Origin of the sequence: Myceligenerans xiligouense (assembly GCF_003814695.1) — a bacterium.
Taxonomy (GTDB): domain Bacteria; phylum Actinomycetota; class Actinomycetes; order Actinomycetales; family Cellulomonadaceae; genus Myceligenerans; species Myceligenerans xiligouense.
This window is the reverse complement of the sequence record NZ_RKQZ01000001.1, coordinates 4092648-4118499: the sequence shown is the minus strand read 5'-3', so window position 1 is coordinate 4118499 and position 25852 is coordinate 4092648. Positions and strand designations below refer to the sequence as shown.

General features: G+C 70.8%; 17 protein-coding genes. 3 read left to right on the top strand and 14 right to left on the bottom strand.

Annotated features, from left to right (window positions below; translation table 11 throughout):
- Positions 1-62: 62 nt before the first annotated feature.
- Both EDD34_RS18045 and EDD34_RS18040 read right to left on the bottom strand, forming a co-directional pair.
- Positions 63-2543, bottom strand: a complete 2481-nt coding sequence (locus EDD34_RS18045; RefSeq protein ID WP_246012551.1) for a hypothetical protein — start codon at positions 2541-2543, stop codon at positions 63-65.
- Positions 2544-2667: 124 nt separating this feature from the next.
- The gene (locus EDD34_RS18040) at positions 2668-5217 is read right to left on the bottom strand and encodes a hypothetical protein (protein ID WP_211341628.1); all 2550 of its coding nucleotides are present in this window, start codon (positions 5215-5217) and stop codon (positions 2668-2670) included.
- 277 nt (positions 5218-5494) lie between these two features.
- Between EDD34_RS18040 and EDD34_RS18035 the strand changes: the two genes are divergently transcribed.
- Positions 5495-6781 carry a DUF418 domain-containing protein gene (locus tag EDD34_RS18035; RefSeq protein ID WP_246012550.1) on the top strand — a complete coding sequence of 429 codons (1287 nt, stop codon included), beginning with the start codon at positions 5495-5497 and terminating at the stop codon, positions 6779-6781.
- A 111-nt stretch (positions 6782-6892) separates the two neighbouring features.
- Here EDD34_RS18035 and EDD34_RS18030 read toward each other — a convergent pair whose 3' ends face one another.
- From EDD34_RS18030 to EDD34_RS20775, 12 genes are all read right to left on the bottom strand, one after another.
- Entirely contained in the window at positions 6893-7732 is an 840-nt protein-coding gene (locus EDD34_RS18030; RefSeq protein WP_123815799.1) for a pilus assembly protein TadG-related protein, read from the bottom strand.
- 1 nt (position 7733) lies between these two features.
- Positions 7734-9287: an OmpA family protein gene (locus EDD34_RS18025; RefSeq protein ID WP_123815798.1), complete on the bottom strand. Its 1554-nt coding sequence runs from the start codon at positions 9285-9287 to the stop codon at positions 7734-7736.
- 29 nt (positions 9288-9316) lie between these two features.
- On the bottom strand, positions 9317-9568 hold the full coding sequence (locus EDD34_RS18020) for a hypothetical protein (protein WP_123815797.1): 252 nt from the start codon (positions 9566-9568) through the stop codon (positions 9317-9319).
- Between the two features lie 64 nt (positions 9569-9632).
- The gene (locus tag EDD34_RS18015) at positions 9633-10343 is read right to left on the bottom strand and encodes a response regulator transcription factor (protein ID WP_123815796.1); all 711 of its coding nucleotides are present in this window, start codon (positions 10341-10343) and stop codon (positions 9633-9635) included.
- On the bottom strand, positions 10343-11629 hold the full coding sequence (locus EDD34_RS18010) for a sensor histidine kinase (protein ID WP_211341627.1): 1287 nt from the start codon (positions 11627-11629) through the stop codon (positions 10343-10345). Before EDD34_RS18010 ends, EDD34_RS18015 begins: the two co-directional genes overlap by 1 nt.
- Positions 11616-12497: a type II secretion system F family protein gene (locus tag EDD34_RS18005; protein WP_123815794.1), complete on the bottom strand. Its 882-nt coding sequence runs from the start codon at positions 12495-12497 to the stop codon at positions 11616-11618. Before EDD34_RS18005 ends, EDD34_RS18010 begins: the two co-directional genes overlap by 14 nt.
- A 93-nt stretch (positions 12498-12590) precedes the next feature.
- On the bottom strand, positions 12591-13514 hold the full coding sequence (locus tag EDD34_RS18000; protein WP_123815793.1) for a type II secretion system F family protein: 924 nt from the start codon (positions 13512-13514) through the stop codon (positions 12591-12593).
- A complete protein-coding gene (locus tag EDD34_RS17995) occupies positions 13511-14809 on the bottom strand; it encodes a TadA family conjugal transfer-associated ATPase (protein ID WP_123815792.1) in 1299 nt (432 codons plus the stop codon). Before EDD34_RS17995 ends, EDD34_RS18000 begins: the two co-directional genes overlap by 4 nt.
- Before the next feature lies 1 nt (position 14810).
- Positions 14811-15311 (bottom strand): TadE/TadG family type IV pilus assembly protein, encoded by a 501-nt coding sequence (locus EDD34_RS17990; protein WP_123815791.1) that lies wholly within the window; start codon positions 15309-15311, stop codon positions 14811-14813.
- 1 nt (position 15312) lies between these two features.
- Positions 15313-16995 (bottom strand): hypothetical protein, encoded by a 1683-nt coding sequence (locus EDD34_RS17985; RefSeq protein ID WP_123815790.1) that lies wholly within the window; start codon positions 16993-16995, stop codon positions 15313-15315.
- Between the two features lie 2 nt (positions 16996-16997).
- A complete protein-coding gene (gene cpaB, locus EDD34_RS17980; RefSeq protein ID WP_170177120.1) occupies positions 16998-17708 on the bottom strand; it encodes a Flp pilus assembly protein CpaB in 711 nt (236 codons plus the stop codon).
- The gene (locus EDD34_RS20775) at positions 17705-18517 is read right to left on the bottom strand and encodes a hypothetical protein (protein ID WP_170177119.1); all 813 of its coding nucleotides are present in this window, start codon (positions 18515-18517) and stop codon (positions 17705-17707) included. The genes cpaB and EDD34_RS20775 overlap by 4 nt, the downstream gene beginning before the upstream one ends.
- A gap of 559 nt (positions 18518-19076) precedes the next feature.
- On the opposite strand from EDD34_RS20775, the gene EDD34_RS17975 reads away from it, so the two are divergent.
- Together EDD34_RS17975 and EDD34_RS17970 are read left to right on the top strand one after the other, a co-directional pair.
- Complete coding sequence (locus EDD34_RS17975) at positions 19077-19415, top strand: DUF192 domain-containing protein (protein ID WP_123815788.1); 339 nt, start codon at positions 19077-19079, stop codon at positions 19413-19415.
- Positions 19416-19702: 287 nt separating this feature from the next.
- The gene (locus EDD34_RS17970) at positions 19703-25825 is read left to right on the top strand and encodes an Ig-like domain-containing protein (RefSeq protein ID WP_246012549.1); all 6123 of its coding nucleotides are present in this window, start codon (positions 19703-19705) and stop codon (positions 25823-25825) included.
- The last annotated feature ends 27 nt before the right edge of the window (positions 25826-25852 follow it).

Sequence of the window (25852 nt, the reverse complement as noted above, 5' to 3'; positions counted from 1 at the left end):
CGTCGCCGGGCCCTCGGACCCACCCGGCCGGAGCCGTGGGAATGGGGCCGAGGGCCCATCTCCTATTTCTCCTTGAACTCCACGATCTTCTTGTCGCTGTCGTAGTCGAACCTGCCGGTGAAGCCCCAGTTGATCCAGCCGCCGTCACCCTTGTTCTGCACGATGCCCGAGTCGAGGGCGATGACGTCCATCCCCCGCACGTCCGCCAGGTGCTCGGCGCCTTCGAGCTGTTTGAACGAGAAGTTCCGGAAATCCTTGACCACCAGGATGTTCTTGTCCGGGAAGGCCTCGGAGTACTCGTCCAGCAGCGAGTGCACCCGTTCGGCCCGGTCGTCGGGGATGTCCCCGTCGTAGTCGGTGCCCGGGTAGGTGCCGTCGGTGTACTTCGGGTCGTCGTTGCGCAGGTACTCCGTGCCCTGGTCGTGGTTGGAGTCCCCATTCCTGGTCGGGGGGTCGGAGAAGTCGGTCTCGTAGTAGTCGTCGGGCTGCTCGAAGTCCTTGGCCCGGCACTGCGGCGCCGGGGAGGTGGTCTGCCTGTTGCCGTCGACGTCGGTGACCTCGAAGGAGGACTCGGACAGGGTGCGTTCCTCGTCGACCGTGGTCCACTCGGCCTTGAACAGGTCCAGGCCCTGCCAGGAGAGGCCCGCGTTCCCTGCCTCGGTGACCCTGCTGGCGTCGTACTCCAGCTCGCGGACGTTGGCGTGGTCCTCGGCGGCCTCGTACAGTTCGCCGCCGTCCTCGTCGTTCCCGTCGATCTCGACGTCGCCCTTGATCAGCCGGTCGTCGTCGTCACGCGGGAAGACCTCGTCGATCTCCGGGCCGAGCTTCTCCCGCAGTTCCGGGTACTGGTTGAAGTCGATGATCAGCTGGCGGGTCGAGATCGTTCCTTCCTCCTCGGACCTGCTCCAGCCGCCACCCACCGTGAAGCCGTAGGGCAGAGCCACCTCGACGTCCACCCCGGCGTTGTACAGCGTCTCCATCACCTGATCGTCCATGGTGATGATCAGCTTGGACAGCTCGCCCTCCTTGTCCCAGGCGACCGTGGTGCTCGTGGTGCCCTTCCACTCCCCTCCGGCCTTGTCACCACCGCTGGCGCCGCCGCTGCTGGTGGTCTCGTCGTCCTTCTTGGTGAACGGCTGCTTGCCGCCGAGCTTGGCGCCGATGAGGAAACCGCCGATGTCGGAGGAGGTGTAGGTGGCCGTCTGGCTGCCGTCGGACCACAGCCGCTCCTCGACCTGCACCTCACCCTCGTAGCCGCCCTCGATGCTGCCGGCGAGCGAGCCGTTGCCCCCCTTGCTCTTGCCCTCCAGGGTCAGGCCGCCCTTGAGCTTGACCTTCTTGATCTCGCTCTTCGCCTCGGCGAGCTCGTGGTGCTCGGGTTCGCTGTCCCGGAGGTCCTGGATGTCCTCGCGGTAGGACCTCTCGCACAAGCCCGTCAGGCTCGGCCCGAACGGCGAACACGGGGAGTTGCCGTACAGGGCGTCGTACTCCTTGTACCAGTCGATCCACTCCTGGGCCTTGTCCATGTCGGTGAACTCGTAGGTCTTGTCCGACTCGAAGCCGGTGATGCCGGCGATGTCGAAGCTGACCGGCGAACCGCCCACGCCGTCCCCGCTGAGGCCGAAACCGTGCTCGGAGCCCTTGAGGATGTGCACGCGGATGCGCCCGTCACCGAGCTTCTCGATCAGCGTGCCGTTGCTGTTGCCCCAGCGAAAGAAGAGGAAGGACACCTTGTTGGACTCCACGTGGCCGGTGGCCTCGACCACACACGGGATCTCGATCGAGTCGTACGTGTCGGCCACGCAGTTGGCCAGGTGCCCCGACGCCCCGGCGCGTTCCCTGCCCGGTTCGGCGTCCTCGTAGGCGGCCCACTCCTCCTCACACCCCTTGGGCACCGGCAGTTCCCGGCAGCCGACCTGCACCATGGGCGGGGCGTCCTCGTCGATCTCACCGCTGGTGGGCACGGCGGTGGCACAGTCCTCGTCGTTCGGGTCCTCGCTCGGCCCGCCGCGCCCGTCGGTCACGCAGTCCACGAAGTCCTGGATCTCCTCGGCGCGGTAGACCCGTTCGCCGTCCTCGCGGTCCAGGAACCCCTCGGGCGAGTTCGCCGCGAAGCAGATCGTCGGAACCGGATACCACACGCAGCCGATCTGCACCACGAACGTGTTCCATTCGCTCAGGCCGGTGTCGACCGAGTCGAAGGTGACGTCCTCCTCGCAGTCACCCTCCGGAGGGCTGTACCCGTCGTCGGGGACGTCGACGTCGACGTCGTCGCCGCCTCCCGGCCCGCCACCCGACCCGTCCGCACACTCGTCCTGACCGTCCTCCTTGACGATCGGCGAGACCGCGCAGATCAGCTGCTCGGTCACGTCCGCCCCCACCGGTGTGGCCGCGGCGAACACGATCCCCACGATCAGCAGCATGACCCCGATCACGCCCACGTACTCCGGCAACGCCTGCCCGGCCTCGTCGCGCAGGCGGCTCGGCGGGTGTCGGCGCGCCGGGGCGGAGTGACGGCTGAGGGCAGTGTCCGGGTTGGTCACAGGCCCACCGTACGAACTGTTCTCGCAGGTCACGACGGCCCAGTGGCTCATATCCGGGCCCGTGTCGCGGGGCCCCGGGACCCATTCCGCCGGTGTCGCGCGGATAGGTCCCGGGGCCCAACGCCTACTTCTCCTCGAACCTCACGGTCTTCGTGTCGGGGTCGTAGTCGTAGCTGCCGGTGAAGCCCCAGTTGATCCAGCCGCCGTCGCCCTTGTTCTTCACGGTGCCCTCGTCGATCGCGATGACGTCCATGCCGTCCACGGTCGCCAGGTGCTCCCAGCCGGTGGAGCCGCGGAACGAGAAGTGCCTGAAGTCCTTGACGACCAGGATGTTCTTGTCCGGGAAGGCCTCTGAGTACTCGTCCACCAGGGAGTGCACGCGATCCGCCGCGTCGCCGGGTACATCACCGTCGTAGTCGGTGCCCGGGTAGGTGCCCTCGGTGTACTTGGGCTTCCCGTTCGAGTGGTGCTCCGCGCCGAGGTCGTGGTTGGAGTCCGCGGTCGAGGTGGGCGGGTCGGAGAAGTCGTCGGAGTAGTAGTTCTCGGGCTGCTCGAAGTCCTTGGCCTCGCACTTGGGCGCCGGCGACATCTTCTGCTTCTTGCCGTCGACGTCGGTCACCACGAACGAGGACTCCGACAGCGTCTTCTCCTTGTCCACCGAGGTGAACTCGGCCTTGAACAGATCCACGTCCCGCCAGGTCAAGAGCGCGTCGCCGCTCTTCTTGACCTTGCTCGCGTCGTACTCCAGCTCGCGGACGTTGGCGTGTTGCGTGGCCGCCTCGTAGACCTCGCCGACATCCGCGTCGCCCCCGTCGATCTCGACGTCGTCCCTGATCAGCCTGCCCTCGTCGTCACGCGGGAAGATCTCGTCGATCTCCGGGCCGAGCCGGTCGCGTAGTTCCGGGTACTGGTTGAAGTCGATGATGAACTGACGGGACGAGACGGTGCCGTCCTGCCCTGACCTGCCCGAGGCGATGCCCGCGGCGAAGCCGTAGGGCAGTGTGGCGTCGGCGTCGATACCCACCTTGTACAGGGTGTCCATCACCTGGTCGTCCATGGTGATGATCAGCTTGGACAGCTCACCGTTCTTGTCCCACGCCACCGTGGTGCTCGTGGTGCCCTTCCACTCCTTGCCGACCTTGTCGGCGATGCCCGCGCTTCCCCGGCCGGTGGGCTTGCCGCCCTTGCCCTTCGTGAACGGCTGCTTGCCGGCCAGCTTGGCACCGATGAGGAACCCGCCGATGTCCGACGACGTGTAGGTGGCGGAGTGGCTCCCGTCGGACCACAACCGCTCCTCGACCTGCACCTCGCCCTCGTAGCCGCCCTGGACGCCGGCTTCCATCCCGAGCTTCCCGGCCTTGTCCTTCATCACCAGACCACCGGAGAGCGTGACCGTCCTGATGTCGCTCTCGGCCTCGGCCAGCTCGTGATGCTCCGGCTCCTCCTGCGCGAGGTCCTTGAGGTCGTCGACGTCCGGCTGGTGCGGCAGGGACGGACAGTGGGTCAGCGGGGGTGAGCAGGCGCTGACGGTCGGGCTGAAGACGCGTTCCTCGAGCCGGTTGTAGCGCTTGTACCAGTCGATCCACTCCTGGGCCTTGTCCATGTCGGCGAACTCGTAGGTCTTGTCCTTCGAGTACCCGGTGATCCCGGCGATGTCGAATTTCACCGGGGTCCCGCCGACGTCCTCGGCGGCGATCCCCGCGCCGAACTCCAGGCCGCGCAGGATGTGGATGCGGATGCGCCCGTCGCCCAGCTTCTCGATCAGGGTGCCGTTGCTGTTCCCCCAGCGGAAGAACAGGAACGAGGTGTTGGTCTCGTCCACGTGGCCGGTGGCCTCGACGACGCACGGGATCTCGATCGAGTCGTAGGTTTCGGCGACGCAGTTCGCCAGGCTTCCCGAGACACCGGCGCGCTCCTTGCCGGGTTCGGCGTCCTCGTAGGCGGCCCATTCGTCCTCACAGCCACGGGGCACGGGGAGTTCCCGGCAGCCGATCTGCACGACCGGCGGGGCGTCGGGGTCGATCTCTCCGCTGGAGGGCACCCCGTTGGCGCAGTTCTCGTCGTTCGGGTCCCCGCTCGGGTCGTCGCGACCGCCGGTCACGCAGTCCACGAGGTCCTGGATCTCGTCCCCGCGGTAGACCCGTTCGCCGCTGTCACGGTCCAGGAACCCGTCGGGCATGTTCGCCGAGAAGCAGATCGTGGGCACCGGGAACCACTCGCACCCGATCTGCACCACGGACGTGTCCCAGTCGCTCAGGTCCGTGTCGACCGTGTCGAACGTGACATCCTGCTCGCAGTCACCCGCGGGCGGATCGTACCCGTCATCAGGCACGTCCACCTTGCCGCCACCGCCACCGCCACCGCCGCCCCGACCACCGCCGTCGTCACCATCACCGTCACGGTCACCGCTGCCGGGCCCCTGGCCGTCACCGCAGTCGTCCTGCACGTCCTCCTTGACGATGGGTGAGACCGCGCAGACCAGCTGCTCTGTCACGTCCGCACCCACCGGGGTGGCCGCGGCGACCACCACCCCCACGACCAGCATCAACAGTCCGATCACGCCCACGTAGTCCGGCATCGCCTGACCGGACTCGTCCGAGTGCCCTTCGAGGCGGTCCCGGAGGTGCCGACGCGCCGTGGACGGGCGGTGGCTGAGGGTGGTGTCTTTCGTCACGGGCTCAGGGTAGGGAACGTTTTCGCAGTTCACGACGGCCCAGCGGCTCAAATCCGGACGGGGGTTCCGGGCCCCTGGACCCACCGGGCCTGCCGGGGCCGGCGGGCCCCTGGGCTCATCGACCCGTGGCCCGTGGGGTGCCCGAAGCGGCACGCATCCCGGCGCGTTGTGGCAGGTTCCGAGCCTGGCCCGCCGAGTGCCGGTGGGTCCACGCACCCACCGCGGTTGGGCCGCCGGACCGTCGCTCCCCGGCCGTACGGCTCCCTAGGTTGGACCGGTGTCGACAACGCTGACGCGCGGACCCGTCCGAACCTCCGAGCGGTCTCCCGCGCCGGACCTGGCCCGTGGCTTCATGCTGCTGCTCATCGCCGTCGCCAACACCCCGTTCTACCTCCTGGGCCGGGAGCGTGCCCGCGGCAACGTCCATCCGGTGGACGGCTCCCCGCTCGACCGGGCCGTGGACCTCCTCGTCATCACCGGTGTCGATCAGCGGGTCTACCCGATGTTCGCGTTCCTGTTCGGTTACGGCATGGTGCAGCTGTACTCGCGGCAGATCGCCTCCGGCACCACCGAGAAGCGCGCCCTGCGCCTGCTGCAGGTGCGTCACCTCTGGCTCCTGGTTCTCGGGTTCCTCCATGCCGCCCTGCTCTGGCAGGGGGACGTACTGGGTGCGTACGGCCTGGCCGGGCTGCTGCTCGTGGGGGTCTTCCTCCGCCGCACGGAGCGCGCGCAGCTCATGTCGGTCAGCGTGTTGCTGGGGCTGCTCCTGGCCTTCACGGCGTACGTGGTGGTCGACTCGTCCCTGACGCCGCTCTCGTCCGCGGAGGCGGCCCGGGCCGCCGAGGGAGCCCTGCTCGACGAGCCGGCGATCGCACTGACCTCCTACGTCGAGTCGATCCCGGTGCGGCTCGGCGAGTGGGCGACACTGACGATCGCCCAGGCCACCTTCGGTCTGGTCATCCCGATGATGATCCTTCTCGGCATCGCGGCCGGCCGTCGGCGCGTCCTCGAGAACCCGGGCGATCACCTGCCCCTGCTGCGCCGTGTCGCCGCGGTCGGCATCCCGGTCGGCCTGATCGGTGGCCTCCCGAGCGCCCTGGACCACACCGGCGTGCTCCGTGTCCCGGCACACGACGAGTTCTTCCTGCTGGTCCCGCTGCTCACGGGGTTCTTCGGTGGCCTGGGGTATGTCGCGCTGTGGGGCGTGGTCGGTGATGCCGTCGCCCGACGGCGGTCGTCCGCGGATCGGATCCCGTCGGCGGGCGCGCCAGATGTCCGTGCCGGTGGCGTGCTCGCCCTGGACGGACCGGTGGCCGGGGCGCTCCAGGCGGTGGGGAAGCGGTCGCTCACCTGCTATCTGCTGCAGTCGGTGCTGTGCGCGCCGGTGCTGGCCGCGTGGGGGCTCGGGCTGGGGTGGCACCTGAGCTCGTTCACGGTGTTCCTCTACGCGATCGGCGTGTGGGGGCTGACCGTCGTGTTCGCGGTGTGGCAGGAGAGCCGGGGCGCACGCGGGCCGGCGGAGACACTGCTGCGCGGGCTGACCTACCGCCGCGCGGTCGCCTGAGCCAAGCGCGCGGAGCAACGGGTGGTCGGAAGAGGACCCTCATCAACACTTCCGACCACCCAGTTCGTGGGGTCGCGCGCGGATGCCGCGCGCGGGACGTGCCGCCCGGCCTCAGTCGGCCAGCACGACGTCGCTGCGGAACCCGGCCACCTCGGGCGGGCTCCATTCCTCTTCCTCGTCCTCGCCGTCCTCGCCGTCCTCGCCGTCCTCGCCGTCCTCGGCGTCGTCGGCCGCGTCGTCCTCGTCGGCGTCGTCCGCGTTGCCGGGATGCCGTTCGAGCTCGTCGAGCAGGTCGTCGAGGCGGTCCTCCAGGCCGAAGACGTCCGCGGGATCGCTCACGCAGTCGCCGTCGACCCGCCAGCCCAGGCCGTCGTCGCCCAGGCACAGTCCGCCGGTCAGCCGGACCCGCGCCGTCGCGGACGCCTCCGAGCGCACCTCCGCGACCGGGATCTCGTCCTCGTGCCGCACCTCGGCGGTCACCCGGAGCCGGGCGGGGTCGATGTGGAGGGCGGTGAGCTCGGCGCCGTTGCGCTCGGCGTACACCTCCGCCGCCTCGTACATCTCCGCCCGGACGCCGCCGGTCAGCAGCGGTGCGTCGAGGATGCCCCAGAACCCCGTGACCTCCGTGGCGCCGAGGTGCAGTCCGCTCAGGATGCCCAGGTGGTTGTCCCACTCCTGCGCGGCGGCGAGCGCCGCGGCGTCGGCGGCGGTGCCGGTCCTGCGGCGGTCGTCGGTGGCCGACCCGACCATCGTGATCACGAGGACGGCGCCGGTCACGAAGGCGACGGCGGTCGGGATGGTCAGGACGTGCAGGGACCCGCGTTCGCCGTCGTCGGTCCCGGAGGTGCCGGTGCCGGCGGTCGCGGGTGCCGGTTCCGTCGGCGTCGACGGACGGGCGTGCGGGTCGTGGTTTCCGGGCTCGCCGGTGTGTCGTCGGTGGGCGCGCAGCATCTCAGTCTCCTGTCCCGTCGGTCACGGGGACGCCGGTGATCCGGAACCGCTCGGGCGCGTCGACGGTCACGGTGTCCTGGCCGGTGTCGGGCCAGACGACGGTGATGCGGGCGCTCTCACCCGTGTCGACGGTGGGGACCTCCTCGCTGCCGAGGAGGCGCCGCAGCGGGAAGTTCTCGATCGCCCCGCTCGCCTGGTAGTCGAAGGGCAGGACGCGCTCGGACGAGCCGAGCAGCGCGAGGTTGTGCGCGCCGGCGGCCTCGGCGAGGGTGCCGAACCTCCGGGATCCCACCATCTTGAGGTTGGAGGGGAGGAACCACGCCGCGTCGACGGAGTCGCCACCGGTCCGTTCGGCGGTCAGCGTCCCGACGATCGCATCCGGCCGGCGGACCATCGAGGTGACTCGCACCTCGTACTCGCCGCCGTTGGACGCCATGGTGACGGGGCCGTTCTCGGCGGTCGGCGCGTCGGTCTCGGGCAGGCCGTCGCCGTCGTCGGCGTCGTCCTCCACCACGAGGTGGCCCTGGAACTCGATCTCGACGCGGCGGTTCGCGGCGCGCGCCGCGGGGCTCGTGCCCTCGACGGCCGGTTCGGACTCGCCCCGGCCCTCCTCCGTGAGCGTGTAGCCGGAGCCGAGCGCGGCCTCCAGCCGCTGTGCGACGGCCGCGGCGCGGCGTTCCGAGAGGTTCTGGTTGTAGGCGTCGGAGTCGACGTCGTCCGTGTGCCCGACGACGTGCACCTCGCCGGCATCGGCCTGGTTCATGATCGAGTCGGCCGCGCGGTCGACGACGGCCCGGGCCTTCCCCGACAGCGTGTGCTCGTCGGGGGCGAAGAGGACGTCGGACGCGAGGGTGACCGTCACCTGGTCGCCCTCGGCGGCTGTCGACGACTCCTCGTCGTAGGAGTGGGTGAACGCGCGAATCTTCCGGGTCTCGGCGTCCTCGACGCCGCCGGTCAGGTCGACGGCCGCGGTGAAACCGTCGCCGGCCTCGGTCACGGGGACCCCCAGGGCGGCGCCGAACCGGGGGAACAGCACGTCGGCGGTGTCTCCCTCGGGGGCGGCGAAGACGGCCGTCCCGGTGCCCCGCAGCGCGTCGTCGTCCCCGTCGTTCCCGTCGGCGCGCTCGATCGTCGCGGCGGGGCCGTCGTCGCCCTGGGCGACCGGGTGCACGAGGCCGGCGCCCGTGTCGAAGAGGCGGACGCCCCGGCCGTCCGTGGCGGAGTTGCCGAGCCCGCCGAGGCTCAGCTCGAGCGTGGACCACCTCGGGGAGTCGGACGGGTCGTCGGGTGTGGCCGTGATGTCGTACCGCAGGACGGCGTACTCGCCGTCGGTCTCGATCGGGTGGACGTCGAGGCGCAGCCGCGTCCCGGCCCACGCCGTCTCCACGGGAACGACCCCGTCCGGCGGCTCGGAGCCTTCGGACGGGGTCGCGGGGGTCGGTGCGCCGGACGACGCTCCGCCGTCGGGCACGGGATCCTCAGGGCCGAGGAGCCCGCAGCCTGCCGACAGGCTCACCAGGGTGGCGGTGAGCAGGGTGAGTGCGGTCCGACGCATCAACTTCCTCCGTAGTACTCGGGTGCTGGTCAGCCCTCGCCGCCGCCGCCCTCGCCGCTGATGTTCTTCACGGCCTCGGTGAGCTGCTCGACGATGGCGTCGCCGACCTCCTCGTTGGCGGCGATCACGATGCCGACGATGGCCACGACCAGCAGGACCGCGCCGACGTACTCGACGGTGCCCTGGCCGGACTCGCCGTCGTGCGCGCGGCGGGTGAGGCGGTCGGCGTGAGCCTTGAGTGCCACCTGGGCGGCGACGACCTTCTGCGTGAGCGTGTTCATGACGTCCTCCACGTGTGCGGTTCCTCGGTCAGGCTGCGGAACCCGCCGCAGCACTGATCTGAATCTATGGATGGACGCCCGCCCTTCCCAGGGCGTGAGGTCCCAGGTCAGGGCCTGTCTTGGCTGGGTCTTCGGGCCTACCCCTACCGGGGCCGTGGCCCCGGCGGAGCCACATCACGATGGCCTGGCTCCGCGTCGTGACGCCCAGCTTCGCGAACAGGCTGTTGACGTGGTTCTTCACGGTCTTCTCGGAGACGAACAGGCGCTGCGCCACCTCGCCGTTCGAGAGACCGTCGGCGACGAGATCCATCACCTCCGCCTCACGCGGGGACAGCAGGCTCCGCACGGTGGGGTCGGGGCCGGGTGCGGCGTCGTGGCCGACGGAGGGGGCCCCGGCCGTGACACCGGAGACCACCTGGCTCCCGCCCTGGCACAGGCGCATCGCGTCCACCATGGCCCGGGGTTCGAGCGCACCGTGCACCAGGTACCCGGCGGCCCCGGCGGCGATCGCCTCGGAGACGGTCGCAGGGTCGTCGGTGTGCGTCAGCATCACCACGGTCGCGCCGCCCGCCAGCCGGGGCAGCAGCTCCAGGCCACTCATCGCGGGCATCCGCACGTCCAGGAGCACGACGTCGACCCAGCCGGCGAGCACGTGCGCCACGGCCTCCTCCGGGTCGCCGGTGTCGATCACCGACGTCACGCCCTCGGTGCCCTCCAGGAGCGTTCTCAGCCCCATCCGGATGATCGGGTTGTCGTCCACGGCGAGGATTCGCATCAGGCCACCTCCGCTGTCGGGCCGCGGACGCCGGACGGCACCCGCGGCAGCTGGTGGGAGACGACGCCGGACGCGTCGTCGGCAGGATCGCCCGGCAGCCCTTCGGGCTCGGCGGGCAGGAACACGCGCACGGACGTCCCGCCACCGGGCGCCGGAGCCCAGATGACGTCGCCGCCGCACAGCGCGGCCCGTTCCCGGATGCCGCGCAGGCCGTACCCGCTCGTCGCGGGCACCTCGTCGGGGAGACCGCGCCCGTCGTCGGTGACGAGCAGTTCGGCGGCGGGCCCGGTGGTGGTGACGAGCACGTCGACCCGGGAGGCCCCGGAATGCTTGCGGATGTTCTCCAGCAGCTCGGTGACCACCGCGCGGATGTGCCGCGCGCGGCCGGGGCCGATGATCTCGTCCGCACCCGCGCGGACGGTGACGTCGAGCGGTATCCCGGTGCGTTCCGTCCAGCGGCGGGCGATGTCCGTCACGGGGCCGGTGACGCCGCGGGACTCGTCGCGCAGCTCGCCCAGCGCGCTCCGCGTGTGCCGGTGCGCGGTCTGGACCGCGTCGCTCAGCCCGCGGGCCACGTCGATGGTGGAGGGGGAAGCGCCCTCCCGCGCCAGGCGGTCGGCGAGCCCGCGCGTCGCCAGGGAGAGGCCCGCGAGGTCCCCGGCGACGGTGTCGTGCAGGTCGCGGGCGAGGCGCAGACGTTCCGCCAGGACGGCCCGGTGCTCGCGGGTCGCGGCCAGCTCGGCGGTGATCGTGGCCTGCTTCCGCAGCCGCCGGCCGAGCATCGTGCCGGTCCAGGTCATGACGGCGGTGAGGGTGGCTCCGGAGAACCCGGTGACGAAGCCACGCCACGACGGCTCGAACGCGGTGACCTGGAACAGGCAGAGGGGCACCGCCATGACGAGGCCGAGCCGCAGGCCGGCGAACAGGCCCCAGAGCGCCGCGGTCGCGGCGGCGTAGACCGCCATGAGCGGGGAACCGGCCAGCGGGATCAGGGCGACGACGGCGACGACGATGTCGCCCGCGAGCAGGATGCCGTTCCGGGCGTAGACCCGGCCGCGCGTGTCCCAGTTCAGGGCGGGCACGAACGAGAACGGCGCCGCGAGGACCACGAGGAACACGCCCAGCCAGCCGGCGCCGTCGAGCGTCGCGAGCACCAGGGCGAACGCGAGGACCACGAGCCGCACCTGGCACAGCAGGCGCACAGCGGGCCCGATTGCCCGCTGCGTCGTCAGGTCCATGCCGCGCCGCGGCCGGGCGGCCCCGGAGGCAGGCTCAGAAGATCCCACCGAGCACCCCCGCGTTGGCGATCAGCACCGCCGAGACGATGAGGATCAAGGCTCCCGGCAGGATGGTCACGGTGACCGCGAGCGACACCATCGGCGCCGCGCGGGCGGCCTTCTGCCGCACGTTCTCGGCGTGCTCGCGGCGCACGTCGGCCGCGATCGCGGTGAGCGCCTCCGCCAGCGGCACGCCCAGCTCCTCGGCCTGCAGCAACGCCGTCACGAACGTGCCCACCGCGCGGGACTTGTTGCGCTCGCGCAAGGCCTCGAAGACCTGCCTCCGCGGAGCGCCCACGTTCATCTCCCGCAGCGCGGTACGCATCTCCCCGGCCAGCGCTCCGCCGTGGAACTCGCACACCCGCTCCAGCGCCTGGCGGAATCCCAGACCAGCGGTCACCGTCACGGCGAGCACGTCGAGGAAGTCGGGCAGTTCCTGGTCCACCTGTTGCTGCCGCTTGTTCGCCTCCATCTGCAACCACAGGCGCATCCAGGTGCTGAGCGCCAGGAACAGCACCAGGCCGATCTGCCAGTAGCCCTGGAGCGCGAACAGCAGGCCGAAGAGGATGCCCAGCAGGACGAGCGCCGCCTCGCGACGCACGAACATCGCCAGGGTCACGCCGTCGGGCCGCCCGGCACGGCGAAGCAGCGTGTCCAGCCGCTGGAGGCGGGCCCGGCCGCGCAGCCGCACCGCCGTGCGCTGCAGCGGCGTCCCCAGCGCGTCGAGCACCCCGCCGAAACCGCGTGACCGCTTCACCTCCTCGGGCGCGTACTCGGCCTCGACATCCTCCAGGCCGGTGCTGGTCACCAGCCGGAACCCGGCCATGCCGAGCACGGCGACCCCGGCCGCGGCGAGCGAGATCAGCAGGGCGAACACGTCACACCTCTCCTCCTTCGGGTCCGTGTTCCTGGGGCTCCGTTCCCGGCACGTGCCTCGTTCCTCGGCCCGTACCGTCCACTGCGCCCCACGTCACACCTCCACCTTCGCCAGGCGGCGGACCAGCAGGTAGCCGAACACGAACAGGCCGGTCGCGACGAGCAGCACCACCTGTCCGATCAGGTTCGTGATCATCTCGTCGACCACCCCCGGGCTGAACGCGTTCATCAGCGCCACCGCGCCGAACGCGAGGAAGATGACCGTGTACCCGGAGAACTGGGCGCCGATCGTGGAGGTGACCACCTCCCGGCGCAGCCGCCGCCGCTCCTCCAGCGTGGTCCCGATCCCCGACAGCGCCGTGATCAGGGCACCGCCCGCGCGTCCCTGGATGGACAGGGTCTGCACCAGCACGGACAGCTCCCGCGACGGGAGACGGTTGCTCAGGCTGTCCAGGGCCTGGCGCAACGAGCGGCCGAGCGCCATCTCGGCACTGACCTGCGCCACCTCGGACTTGGCCGGCTCGGGCATCTCGTCCGCCGCCATCTCCAGCGACCGGCGCACCGCCAGTCCCGCCGACGCGCCGTTCGCGAGCAGCCGCGCCAGCTCCGGAAGCTGCGCCACGAAGCGGTCCACGCGCTGCCTGCGGCGCCGCTCCAGCCAGCTCCGCACGGCGACCATGACGATCACCACGGCCAGCACCGCCGTCGCGCGGCCGAACAGCGGGAGCACGATCAGGCCGGCGACGACGGACGCCGTCGCCGTCGCGACGAGGAACATCGACGGCGACCACGCCGGCAGGCCGGAACCGGCGAGCAGCGCCTGCAGGCGCCGCCCCCAGCGGACCTTCTGCAGCCGCTCGTCGAGACGGACGAACACGCCGACGCGCTTCTTGCCGTCCATCTCGGCGGACTCCACGATCCGCCGCTCGATCTCCGCGTTGTTCGCGAGAGTCGCCACGGTCGCCGCCGCCATCAGGAGCGTCACCACCAGCCCTGCCGCCACGAGGAGGAGGGTCATCGCACCTCACCTCCGCCCGAGGCCTGTACGGTCTCACCGGCCCGACGCAGCCGCTCCACGAGGTCCTCCGGTGGCTGCGACGGCACGAACCGGCCGCTCACCACCCGGTCCGGGCCCAGCGGATCGGCCACGAACTCCACCAGCGGCGTCAGCGCGTACTCCTCACGGCGTCGCGACCGCACCGCCTGCACCTCCATCACCCGGCGCGAGCCGTCCTGCGCGCGATCGAGATGGATGACCACGTCGATCGCCGAGTTGATCTGGTCGCGCAGCGTCGTCACCGGCAGCTCGACCTCGCTCATCGACGCGAGCGTCTCCAGCCGGCCCAGCGCGTCCTGCGCGGTGTTCGCGTGCACCGTCGCGATCGACCCGTCATGACCCGTGTTCATCGCCTGCAGCATGTCCAGCGTCTCGCCGCCCCGGACCTCACCGACGATGATCCGGTCCGGCCGCATACGCAGCGCGTTGCGGACCAGATCACGGATGACCACGGCCCCGCGTCCCTCCACGTTCGCCGGGCGGGACTCGAGTCGCACCACGTGCCCCTGCTGCAGCGACAGCTCCGCGGCGTCCTCGATCGTCACGATGCGCTCGTGCTCCGGGATCATGCCCGACAGCGCGTTCAGGAACGTCGTCTTGCCCGAACCCGTCCCGCCCGACACCACCATGTTCAGCCGCGCCCGCACGCACGCGCCCAGCAGAGCCGCCGTGCGCTCGTCGAGCGTGCCGCGGTCCACGAGCTCGCTCATCCGGAAGGGCGTCGGGAACCGCCGGATCGTCAGCGTCGGCCCGTCGAGCGCCAGCGGCGGGATGATGACGTTCACCCGCTCACCGCTGGGCAGCCGGGCGTCCACCATCGGCGAGGACTCGTCCACGCGGCGGTTCACCTGCGACACGATGCGGTCGATCGTCTGGTAGAGCTGGTCCGACGACGGGAACCGCGTCGGCACCCGCTCCACCTTCCCGTACCGCTCCACGAACACGTCCTGCGGCCCGTTGACCATGATCTCGGTGATGGACTCGTCCGCCAGCAGCGGCTCCAGCACGCCCAGCCCGAGCGCGTCGTCGACGATCCGCTGCACCAGCGCGCTGCGCTCCCGGGCCGACAGCACCGGCCCGTCCACCGACAGCATGCGCGACAGCACCCGTTCCAGGCGCACCCTCCGCTGCGGCGGGGCGAGGCGGGAGAGCTCGTCGACGTCGATCTCCTCGAGCAGGCGCTCGCGGTAGACCTTGGCCAGGTCGTTGTCCTCGTCGTGCCGTTCTTCGGCGGCCAGCCGGTCTCGAAGGGCCATGTCAGGTGTCCTCCCCGGTGGGCTCGTCGGTGGGGGCCGGCTCGTCCCCGGCCCCGTCCGGGAGACCGTCGAGGGGGAAATCGGCCGAGCGGGTGAGGGAGACGTCGGTGACCGTCATCTCGCCGAGCCCGAGGGGCGCGGACACGGTGACCCGCACGCGGGCGGTGCCGCCCTCGGTCACCGACTCGGCCTCCTCGAGCTCCAGGCCGTCGGGGATCTGGTTCTCCACCACGGCGTGCCAGTCGTCGCCCTGGCTCAGGGCCCGGGCGCCGTTGCGGGCGGCCTCCTGCGTGATCGACGCCGTCTGCGCGACGGTGATGCCCTGGATCGAGAGCAGTGCGACCAGCAGGACGACGAAGACGACGCCCACCAGCTCGACGGCCGCCTGGCCGCGCTCGCCCACGGTGCGGCCCCGGGGTGCCGGCGTCCCGCCGTCGTCCAGGGCGTCTGCCGCCGGGGTGATGGCGCCCGTGGTCCTGCTTTCCGGGGTGTGGGAAGTCATGTCAGCGCTCCGAGTACACGGGGGCGGTGGACGACGCGGACAGGTCCACGCCGGGAAGAACCGTTCGGACCACGACGCGCACGCTCACCTCGTCGGACGAGATGAGGATGTCGGAGTCGCGGACCGTGTCGCGCATGGCGTCGGGCAGGTGGTCACGGACGTCGTCCCGGACGCGGCGCTCGACCTCCGCGATCCGCTCGGCGTCGTCCTCGGTGTCGTGGTAGCCGACGATGCCGACCGTCCGGGCGCCCTCCTGCGCCGCGGCGCGGGCGGTCAGCAGGCCCGAGGCCCAGCCGATGCCCTGGACGCACAGCAGGATCGTCAGGAGAGCTATGGAGATGAAGACCGGAAGCTCGACCGTCGCCTGGCCGGCCTCCCGGGCGCCGGAGCGGCCGGCCGGAAGGCCCTTCCCCTTCTTTCCGGCCTTCTCCGCCCTCTCCTCCGCCTTGCGGTCGCGGCGGCCCGGCCGGCGGGAGGAGGCAGCCACGAGCGCCTCGACCTCCGTGGGGCCGTCCTGCGTGTCCGACGGCGCGGCCGCGGCCTCCTCGCGCACCGCGGCGGCGCCCACCTCGGCGACGGCCTTGTGCACCGGCGTGGGCGACTCCAGCAGCGTGGCGGTGTTGACCGCGGCGGCGAACGTGGCGCCGCCGTCGGGCACCGTGAACGCGACCGGCCGTTCCACGATGCGCTCGGCGAGCTGGGGGGTGATCTCGTCCTTCGAGGTGCGGCGGTTCAGCACCAGCTCGACCGACGTCGACTGGCGGATGGCCAGGCGCTCCCACTGCGCGATCGCGCGGCGCGCGGACCGCAGCGAGGGGAGGTCGGGCGTGCTGACGAGCAGGACGCGGTCCGCGAACTCCAGGGCGGTGGCGCGGGCCTCGTCGAGGTGGGTCCCGACGTCGAGCACCGCGAGGTCGGACTCGAAGCGGAGGCCCGAGAGGATCGACCGGACGGCGGCGGCCGTGACCTCCTCACCCCGTTCGCCGTCGGCCGGGGCGGGGAGCAGCCGGATGCCTCCCGGCACCTCGTACGTGGTCTCCCGGAGCATGCGCCCGGTGATCTCGCCCTCCACACCCGCCAGGTCGACGACGGAGCGGCGGGTGCGCACCCCGGAATAGGCGGTGAGGTCGCCGGCGCCGACATCGAGGTCGACGAGCGTGGTGTTCCCGGTGCGCCCGGCCCGGGCCAGGAGCAGGGCCAGGACCGATGTGCCGACACCGCCCTTGGCACCGGCCACGGCCACGATCCGCCCGCTGCGGCCGCCGCTGCGTTCCGCGGAGACGGCGGCCTGTGCCACGGCGGACCACGCCGCGACGGCCTCGAACCGGGTCAGGACCTCCTCGAGTCCTGCGGTGCGCGCGATCACCGAGCGGGCGCCGACGTCCATGGCGGAGGCCATCGCGGTGCTCATCTCGGCCGCGTTGTGCGCCTCGACGACCATGACGATCCCGATGAGCGGGACCGCCATGCCGACCGTGCGGGTCAGGGCGTGGCCCCGGCCGTCGTCGGCGGCCTCGTCGATCACGATGAGGCCGACGTCGGGGTGGCGGTCCAGCGCGGTCATGACGCCGGGGCTGTCGGGCACGGCCGCGGCCAGCTCGAACCCGTCGGACTCGGAGAGCACGTGCCCCAGATGGTCCCGGACCTCGTGCGACGCCGTCACGAGCAGGACTTTGGTGGCCATGGTCAGCCCTCCTGCTTCTTCTGGGGCAAGGTGCCGTTGAAGGTCCGCTCCTCGAACGGGATCTCCTCCTCGTCGCCCGCACCGCGCAGGGCGATGCGCATCTTCTCGGAGAAGGTCTCGATGTACGCCAGCGTCAGCGCGTCCTCGGTGCTCAGCGCGAACGTCACCGGCAGGCCCCGGCTCGGGGCGATGTCATCGGGCTCCTCGACGGTGGTGGGGATCCCGACCTCGACGACCAGGACGTTCGACACCCACACCCGGGCGAGGTTCTTGGAGCCGCCGTCCGCCTTCATCGTCGCGATGACGTCCACCCGGTCACCGGGCCGCACCTTGCCCGCGACACCCGTCTCGGCGTCGACGATGACGGCGACCTCGCGGAACCCGGGCTCCACGATCGGGCGTTCGACGAGCATCCCGCTCTGGACCATGGCGCCTCGCTGGTAGGCGGTGGCCGCGACGAGGCCCTCCACCTCGTCCTTGTCGTGGAGCGCGGACTCGGGCGCCCAGCGCTCCGGGACCTCGACCTCCTCCAGCATCGCCGGCTCGATGGGCTCCTGTGCCTCCACCGCGCGGTTCAGCTGCAGCACGGTGGTCATCGGACCGACCTGGGTGCTCACGGTGCGTACGTAGTACAGGACGCCGGCGAAGACGGCGACGGCGAGGACGGAGGTGACGACGAGAAGGAAAACTCCGCGTCGCTGCCGGGGGTTCAATTGACCGCCTCCAAGGGCTCGGTGGTGGGAGTGGATCCTGCGATGCCGCCGCGCGGCCCGGTCCGGGCGGGACGTGCGGCGACATCGCAGAAAAGGCACGACTCCGGGGCGGCGCGGCCGCAGACCTCGCAGGCCGGCCAGTGGAAGAACCCCGAGGCCACGTTGGTGATGGTGGAGGTGAGCGGGGAGGCGAGGCTCGACACCTCGAGCCATCGCGGCGCCGGCCACTCCGCCGCCCTGAGCCCCTGCGGTCCGCCCAGCTCGACGTCGGCGGGGTGGGGGAGCAGGTCGTGCGCCTCGGGCACGACCGGCCGGGCCGACCGGGCGATGACGATGATCTCGCCGTCCGGGATCCCGAGGTGCCCGAGGAACCGCCCGACGGTGCCGCGGCCGGGATCGACCACGAAGGCCGAGCTGGGAAGAAGGCTCCCGGCGTGCTGGCGGAACGTCGGCGCGGGCTTCTCCAGGGACGTCACGGTCGAGACGATGGCCCGCGTGGAGACGTGGGCGAGGACGTCGTCGGCCACGGCGAGGGCCGACGCCGCGGGAAGCGCGGGGGTGGTCAGGCCGGCGAGGACGACGGCCCACGCGGTGACGTGCACGTCGAGATGCAGCAGCGCGAGGCGCTCGGAACCCAGGACCAGCCGTGCGGCACGGGCGACCTTGCGCGCCTCCTCGTCGCGGGTGGCGAGGACGACGTCGTCGACGGGCAGCCGGCGGATCGTGGCCACCACGGAGTCCAGCGTGGGATCCGCCCGGTGGACGGCGGCGTGGACGCCTTCCGGCGCACCGATCGCGACGACGAGCACGTTGTCTCCCTCTTGTTGCCGAACTAGCTTGCTACCGCCATTAACTAGCTCAACGCCGAGCGCGCCCCCGGACGGTACCGTGCGCATGTTTCGGGAAAGTGCAAACTCGTCCTCTGTCGGGCTGCACTGCCGAACATCGAACTGTGACCGGGGCAATTCTGGCGGGTCCATGTTGGATGCTGACGGGCTCGTTGCTGACCGTCAAGCATGTCCGTGGCGGAACGGTCACCGTTTCCAGGAAAGTGAACAGGAGGTGTCGCGGGCGTTTCGCGGCCGGAAAACGATGGCGTCCGCGTCATGGCGGTGCTGACCAGGTGTGGAGGGGGTCTGGTCCGGGTCGTGAACCAGTCACGAAGTGCACACGCTCAGCGCCCGATCGGTCACGGATGGAGGGGCTTTCCGTGAGCCGGGGATGCGTGGTGAGACCCCGTCGGAAGCCGTCCGGAGCCAACCCTTATGCCGGGCCCGGCGGACATGATAAAAAGGCGCACCTCCGATTGAGGAATTGCGCGCGAACCACTCGGCGTGAACAACTGTCCAGGCGCAGAAGGAGAATGCGATGAAGCGGTGCACGCTCATGGTCGACGGGAACCCGGTCGCCGAGGCCGAGGTCGCCGACACGGCGTTGACCCGCGCACGCGGACTGCTGTTCCGGCGAACGTTGCCCGAGGCGCTGATCCTGCGCCCGTGCTCGTCGGTGCACGGCGCGTGGATGCGCGTGCGGCTCGACGTCGCGTTGCTGAGCCGGGAGGGCGAGGTGCTGCACGCACAGGTGCTGCGGCCCTGGGGTGTCTCGGCGATGCGGCGTGGCGCGAAGGAGGTGCTGGAGGCGCCGGCCGGGAGCTTCGAGCGCTGGGGGCTGGGCGTCGGCAGCCGGGTCGCGCTCACGGCCTCTTGACCGGGAGGAGCCGCCGGACTTGGACGACTGCCCGATGTCGTTTCGGCCAGGGCTGAAACGTCATCCGGAGATGACCGTCACAACCCGCAAAAGTGTGTAGATCCTGCGGATGGGGAGATCTCCCCATCCGTATTGTCTGTCTGTGTGTCAGTGCCTCCTAGTAGGGTCAACTTCGGAATCTGAGTGTGGACCAACCAGATTATTCGGACGGGTCGGCAGCAGGCCGCGCGGTGACCGGGTCCCGCGCCCGTGCTGACCACACAACGTTGTAGTCGAGGAGGAGACCTGTGTCCCTGGTGTCACGTCTCATGGAGAACAAGCGCGCGGTCGCGTCAGCAGGTGTCGTCACGATCTTCTCCGGCGCCCTCCTCGGCCTCGCTCTCTGGTACGACGGCGAAGCCACCGCGGAGGTCGTGCTGAACGACTCCGGCATCTGGGTGACCAGGGTGAGCCATGGCGAACTGGGCCGGTACAACTTCGAGGCCGGCTCGATCGACGGGGTCATGGCGACGAACTCCACGACGTTCGACATCTCGCAGGACGGTGGCCGCGTTCTCTTCGACAACGACGGCGCCTCCGAGGCGAGCCCGGTCGACCCGGCCCACCTCCGGCTCGGTGGCACCCTGACCCTGCCGGCGGGCGCGCAGGTGGCCTCGGGTGGTGCCGCGTCGGCCGTGTACGACGGTGACACGGGCCGCCTCTGGGTGCTGCCTTTCGACGGCGCGCCGGCGTTCGACGAGGAGAAGCTCGACCCCACCGCGGAGATCGGCCAGGGCGGCACGCTGGCCGTGGGTACCGACGGCACGGTCTACGTGGCGACGGCTGCCGAGGGCGGCGAACTGACGATCGTCCCGACAAGCGGCCGGGGCACGCCGGGCGAGGTGGAGACCGAGCGCGTCAGCGTCCAGGAGGGTGCGGATCTGCAGGTCTCGGCGGTCGGAGACCGTCCCGTGGTGCTGGATCCCACCGCGGAGACCCTGATCATCCCGGGGGGCGACCGGATCCGTGTCGAGGGCTTCGCCGAGGCGCAGCTCCAGCAGCCGTCGGGTGAGTCGGACACGGTGGCCGTGGCCGTCACCGATGCGCTGATCAGTCAGCCCTTGGACGGCGGCGACGCACTCAAGCAGCCCGCGTCGGGCTCCCCCGCCGCTCCCGTTCAGGTCGGCGGCTGCACCTACGGTGCGTGGTCGACCACCGGCGACGTGATCCGGGACTGTCCAGGGACGGATTCCGACGACCGTCAGACGCTGGAGGGCCTGTCGCCGGGCGCGGTCCTGGAGTACCGCACGAACCGTGGCCGGATCATCCTCAACGACGTGATCGGCGGCAACCTCTGGCTGCCCACCGAGGAGTACCGCAAGGTCGATGACTGGGACCTGAAGGACAACGAGGACGACGAGGGCGAGGAGACGGACTCCCAGGAGACCGTCTTCGAGCAGGTGGACCAGACGGTTGCCGACCGCGACAAGCCGAACAAGCAGCCGCGGCCCGAGGACGACGACCTGGGCGTGCGCGCCGGCCGGACCACGGTGCTCAACGTGCTGGGCAACGACGTCGACCCGGACGGCGACGTCATGACCGCGTCCGTCCTGGACGGGCCGGACGGAAGCACCGGCGTCACCGTGGACCGCGTGCTCGACGGGGCCGCCCTGCAGGCCGACGTGCCGGCGGACGCGACGGGCACGATCACGTTCACCTATCAGGTCGACGACGGCCGGGAGAACGGCACCGCCGAGGCGGACGTCACCTTGACGGTCCGCCCGCCGGAGGAGAACAAGGCTCCCGAACTGATGGCCGATGACGTCTCCGGGCCGGTGCTCAAGGCGGCCCAGGGCGGCACCGCGACGATCAACGTGCTGCCGTACTTCAAGGATCCCGACGGGGACGACCTGTTCCTGTCCACGGCCACGACGAAGGACCCGAACGACGAGGTGCGTTCCCGGCCGGACGGCACGCTCGAGTTCCTCGACGGCGGTGGCGCGACCGGGCGCAAGATCGTCGACATCACGGTGTCCGACGGCGAGGGGGCCATCGCCAAGGGTCTCGTGAACGTGCAGGTCGAATCGGACAACCAGCCGCCGATCCCGGTGCAGGACCACGTGACGACGTTGGTGGGCGATCCCGTCACGGTGCGCCCCCTGGCGAACGACTCGGACCCGGACGAGGACCGGCTCCGGCTGGTCGAGGTGGGCGACGCCGAGTCGGTGGAGATCACGCCGAACCACACGGCGGGCGCCTTCCGGTTCGTCAGTGAGAAGCCGGGCTCGTACGACATCCCGTACTACGTCAGCGACGGCCCCAACCCCACGGTGACCGGCCTGGTGCGGGTGGATGTGCTCGAGCCGCCGGACGATGCGGGCAAGCCGGTGGTGGTGTCCGACCAGGCACTGCTGCCCAAGGGCGGCGAGGGCCTGGTGGACGTGCTCGCGAACGACACCGATCCCGCCGGTGGCGTGCTCGTGGTTCAGGAACTGGACGTTCCCGAGGACTCCGGTCTCACCGTGGCGGTGCTGGACCATCAGGTGCTGAAGATCACCGAGAACCGTCGCCTCGAGTCCACGGTGACGATCGGTTACACCGTGTCGAACGGCGAGGCCGCCGCGGACGGCCAGGTGCATGTCGTGCCCATCCCGACGTCGGAACGCCTCCGGCCGCCGGAGGCGGGAGCCGACGAGGTGGACGTGCATGTCGGCGACACCGTGACGATCCCCGTGCTGAAGAACGACTCCCATCCCGACGGCCTGCCGATCGAGCTCGCCACGGACCTGGTCGAGGAGCCGGCCGCCGACCTGGGCGAGGGGTTCGTGTCCGAGGAGGTGGTGCGTTTCAAGGCGGGTGACGAGGCCGGGGTGGCGCATGCCGTGTACGAGGTGAGTGACCCGAACGGGCAGCGTGACTCGGCGCAGATCACGATCAACGTGCGCGACGACGAGAAGAACGCCGCGCCGCAGTTGCCGGACGTGACCGCGCGGGTGCTGTCCGGTGGCACGGTGCGCATCGATGTGCCGCTGGACGGGATCGATCCGGACGGCGACTACGTCATGCTGTCGGACATCTCGGGTGCGCCGACGATGGGCCGGGCCCGGATCACCGACGGATTCATCGACTTCGAGGCGTCGCCCGACGCCGTCGGGACGGACACGTTCACCTACAGCGCGACAGACACACGCGGCGCCGTGGGCATCGGCACGGTCCGGGTCGGCATCGCGCCGTTGCCCGAGACCAACCAGAAGCCCGTCGCGCAGGACGACGAGACGCTGGTGCGTCCGGACCGCACGGTGGCGATCGACGCACTGGCGAACGACACCGACCCGGACGGCGACGAGATCGGCCTGGTGGAGTCCCTGTTCGGCAGCACCGGAGACCTCGATCCGGCCGTCGTCGACGACCAGGTGATCGTGACCGCGCCCTCCGAGGCGGGGGAGCACCCCTTCTACTACGGCATCCAGGACTCCTACAAGGCGCGGGCGCAGGCGGCCATCACGGTCAAGGTGTCCCGGGACGCCCCGCTCCTGCCTCCGGTGGCGAACGACGACGTCCTGTCGATCCCGGACGTGGTCGGCAAGGATGCCGTCACGGTGGACGTGCTGGCCAACGACGTCGACCCGGACGGTGTCGCCGCCGACCTGGAGGTGAGCCTGGGTTCGGACGCGGGCGCCGCCACCCTGACAGACGACGGCGGGATCACGGTCCCGATGGAGCCGGACCTCCAGATCATCACGTACACGGTCACGGACATGGACGGGCTGGAGTCGAGCGCGTTCATCCGGGTTCCCGGTGACTCGCTGACCCCGCACCTCAAGCCGGGTCTGGACCCGCTGGAGGCCATCAGCGGCGAGCCGCTGGAGATCGACCTGAACGAGTACGTCGTGGTCGAGGAGGGCCTGGAGCCGCGCATCACGGAGGAGTCCACCGTGAGTGCCGTGGAGGGATCCGTCGAGGTCACGGGTCTGGCGGGCATGACCTATGTCTCCAAGAAGGACTACATCGGCCCGGCGTCGGTGAGCTTCGAGGTGACCGACGGCGACAGCCCGGAGGACCCTGACGGTCGCAAGGCGACCCTCACGCTCCCCATCGAGGTCAGGGCGAGGGACAACCAGCCGCCCGAGATCACGGGCAGCCCCGTGCTGGAGGTGCCGGCTGGCGACGAGGGCGCCGTCGACCTGGCGGCCTATGTCCGCGACCCGGAGAACGACGAGCTCACGTTCGACGTGGAGGGCGGTGGTGACGGCCTGGCCGCCTCGGTGCAGGGCAGCACCGTCACGGCCCAGGCGGAGCCGTCGGTCACCAAGGGCGCCTCGCAGACCATCCCGTTCACCGTGACCGACGGTCACACCGATCCGGTCCGGGGCGACCTGACGGTCCAGGTCGTGGCCTCGAACCGGCCGCTGGCCGTCACGGGCGACGACGTGGTGGACGGTGCGCACGAGGGCGTGGCGGAGAACGTCGCCGTGCTGGTGAACGACACCAACCCGTTCCCGGAGACGCCGCTCGAACTGTTCGGCGTCCCGGTCGTCGAGACGGGAAGCGGAACGGCCACCTACAGCGGCGACCAGGTCGTCGTCACACCCGACGAAGGCTTCCACGGCGCGATGCGCGTGAAGTACACGGTGCAGGACGCCACCAAGGACCCGGACCGGCAGGTCGACGGTGTGGTGAACCTGACCGTGCTGGGCAAGCCGGAGGCCCCGCGCGCGCCGCGCGTGGAGGAGGTGCGGTCGGAGACCGTGGTGCTGACGTGGGACGAGCCGAACAACAACGGTGCGCCGATCGAGAGCTACACGGTGACGTCCTCGCAGCAGGACGAGCAGCAGTGCCCCACCACCACCTGCACCTTCTCGGGCCTGACGAACAACGTGACGTACACGTTCACGGTGCAGGCGGAGAACGAGGTCGGGCTGGGCGAGGCCTCCGCTCCGTCGCAGGAGGCGCGTCCGGACGAGAAGCCGGACCAGCCGGCTCCCCCGGAACTGGACTTCGGCGACCAGGCGCTCGACGTGACGTGGGTCAACCGGACCTACACGGACCGGTCGCCGATCGACTGCGTGAACCTGGAGATCTCGCCGGCACCGCCGAGCGGCCCCATCCAGAAGGAGTGTCTCCAGGGCACCAGCACGACCTGGGAGGGACTGGAGAACGGCACGGCGTACACGGTGCGCGTGCAGGCCGAGAACAAGGCGCCCGACCCGTCGGAGTGGTCCGACCCGTCGGCGCCCGAGGTGCCGGCCGGTCCGCCGGAGCAGCCCGCCGCGCCCACCGCGACACGCGTGAACACCAACCTGGGTGGCCAGGTCGAGGTGAGCTGGACCGCCCCGGCGAACAACGGTGACGCGATCAAGGACTACGACCTCGACATCCTGCAGGGCGGGTCGGTGGTCCGGACGCTCCCGGACATCGCCGGGACCAGTCAGACGGTGCAGAACCTGGACACCGACAAGAGCTACACGTTCCAGGTGACGGCCCGGAACAAGGCGGGCAATTCCGAGAGGAGCCCGCAGTCCAACGCCGTCCTGCCGCACGGCACCCCGGACCGGCCTGGCACGCCGAGCGCCCAGCTGGGCAGCAACACCAGCGGACAGGCGGACGTGAGCTGGGGCGCGATCGGTGACTTCCGCGGCACGGGCGGGTACTACGAGGTGCGGGCGAACCAGGCGAACCCGAAGGGCCCGATCACCGGCACGTCGTACACCTACCAGGGCCTGTCAAACGGCACCGCCTACACGTTCAGCGTGCGGGCCTGCAACGCCCAGGGTGCGTGCTCCGCCTGGTCCGGGGAGTCCAGCCCGGCCGTCACCCCGTACACGGTGCCCGGCACGCCAGGGGTCACCTGGCACCGGTCCGGCAACGGCCAGGGCGGGTACTTCACGGTGCGTGGCCCGGGTTCGGACGGCGGACGTGCGGTGCAGCGGATCGAGTGGCGGGCCTCGGGCTCGTGGAGCAACTCGGGGACGATCCAGCAGGGTGGCTGGCCCACCAACATCACCGTCGGGAACAACGGCTACGACAGGACGTACACGCTCCAGGCGCGTGCGTGCAACGTGGCCGGCTGCGGTAGCTGGGCATCGGCGACCGGCACCACCGTGTCGGCACCTGATCCGCAGGCGACCGTGGTGCACGGCTCCCGGGTCAACAACAGCGACTGCCGCCACTCGTCCTGCGCCCGCTACAAGGTGAACTACAGCGACTTCCCCCAGGGCAGCCACCGGGTGGAGTGCTGGTCCGGCACCAACCCGACCACTCCCGGCTGGCACAACATCATCGACGGGAGCACCAGCCCGGGAGGCGCCGGTGAGACGCGGACCTTCGGCGGGACCGGCTCGATCGAGCTGCGGTGCTTCTACGGCCATCCCGGTACCACGGTCGGTGTGGTGATCGACGGCAAGGACGTCTACTCCAGGTCGACCTGGTAGGCGCACGGTGAGGCCGGAAGACGGCAA

Bases quoted from the DNA above. Each gene is read 5' to 3' on its own strand.
- EDD34_RS18015 (WP_123815796.1), bottom strand. From the start codon at position 10,343: ATGCGAATCCTCGCCGTGGACGACAACCCGATCATCCGGATGGGGCTG.
- EDD34_RS18025 (WP_123815798.1), bottom strand. From the start codon at position 9,287: ATGCGTCGGACCGCACTCACCCTGCTCACCGCCACCCTGGTGAGCCTG.
- EDD34_RS18030 (WP_123815799.1), bottom strand. From the start codon at position 7,732: ATGCTGCGCGCCCACCGACGACACACCGGCGAGCCCGGAAACCACGAC.
- EDD34_RS17985 (WP_123815790.1), bottom strand. From the start codon at position 16,995: ATGGCCACCAAAGTCCTGCTCGTGACGGCGTCGCACGAGGTCCGGGAC.
- EDD34_RS18020 (WP_123815797.1), bottom strand. From the start codon at position 9,568: ATGAACACGCTCACGCAGAAGGTCGTCGCCGCCCAGGTGGCACTCAAG.
- EDD34_RS17995 (WP_123815792.1), bottom strand. From the start codon at position 14,809: ATGGCCCTTCGAGACCGGCTGGCCGCCGAAGAACGGCACGACGAGGAC.
- EDD34_RS17975 (WP_123815788.1), top strand. From the start codon at position 19,077: ATGAAGCGGTGCACGCTCATGGTCGACGGGAACCCGGTCGCCGAGGCC.
- EDD34_RS18000 (WP_123815793.1), bottom strand. From the start codon at position 13,514: ATGACCCTCCTCCTCGTGGCGGCAGGGCTGGTGGTGACGCTCCTGATG.
- EDD34_RS17990 (WP_123815791.1), bottom strand. From the start codon at position 15,311: ATGACTTCCCACACCCCGGAAAGCAGGACCACGGGCGCCATCACCCCG.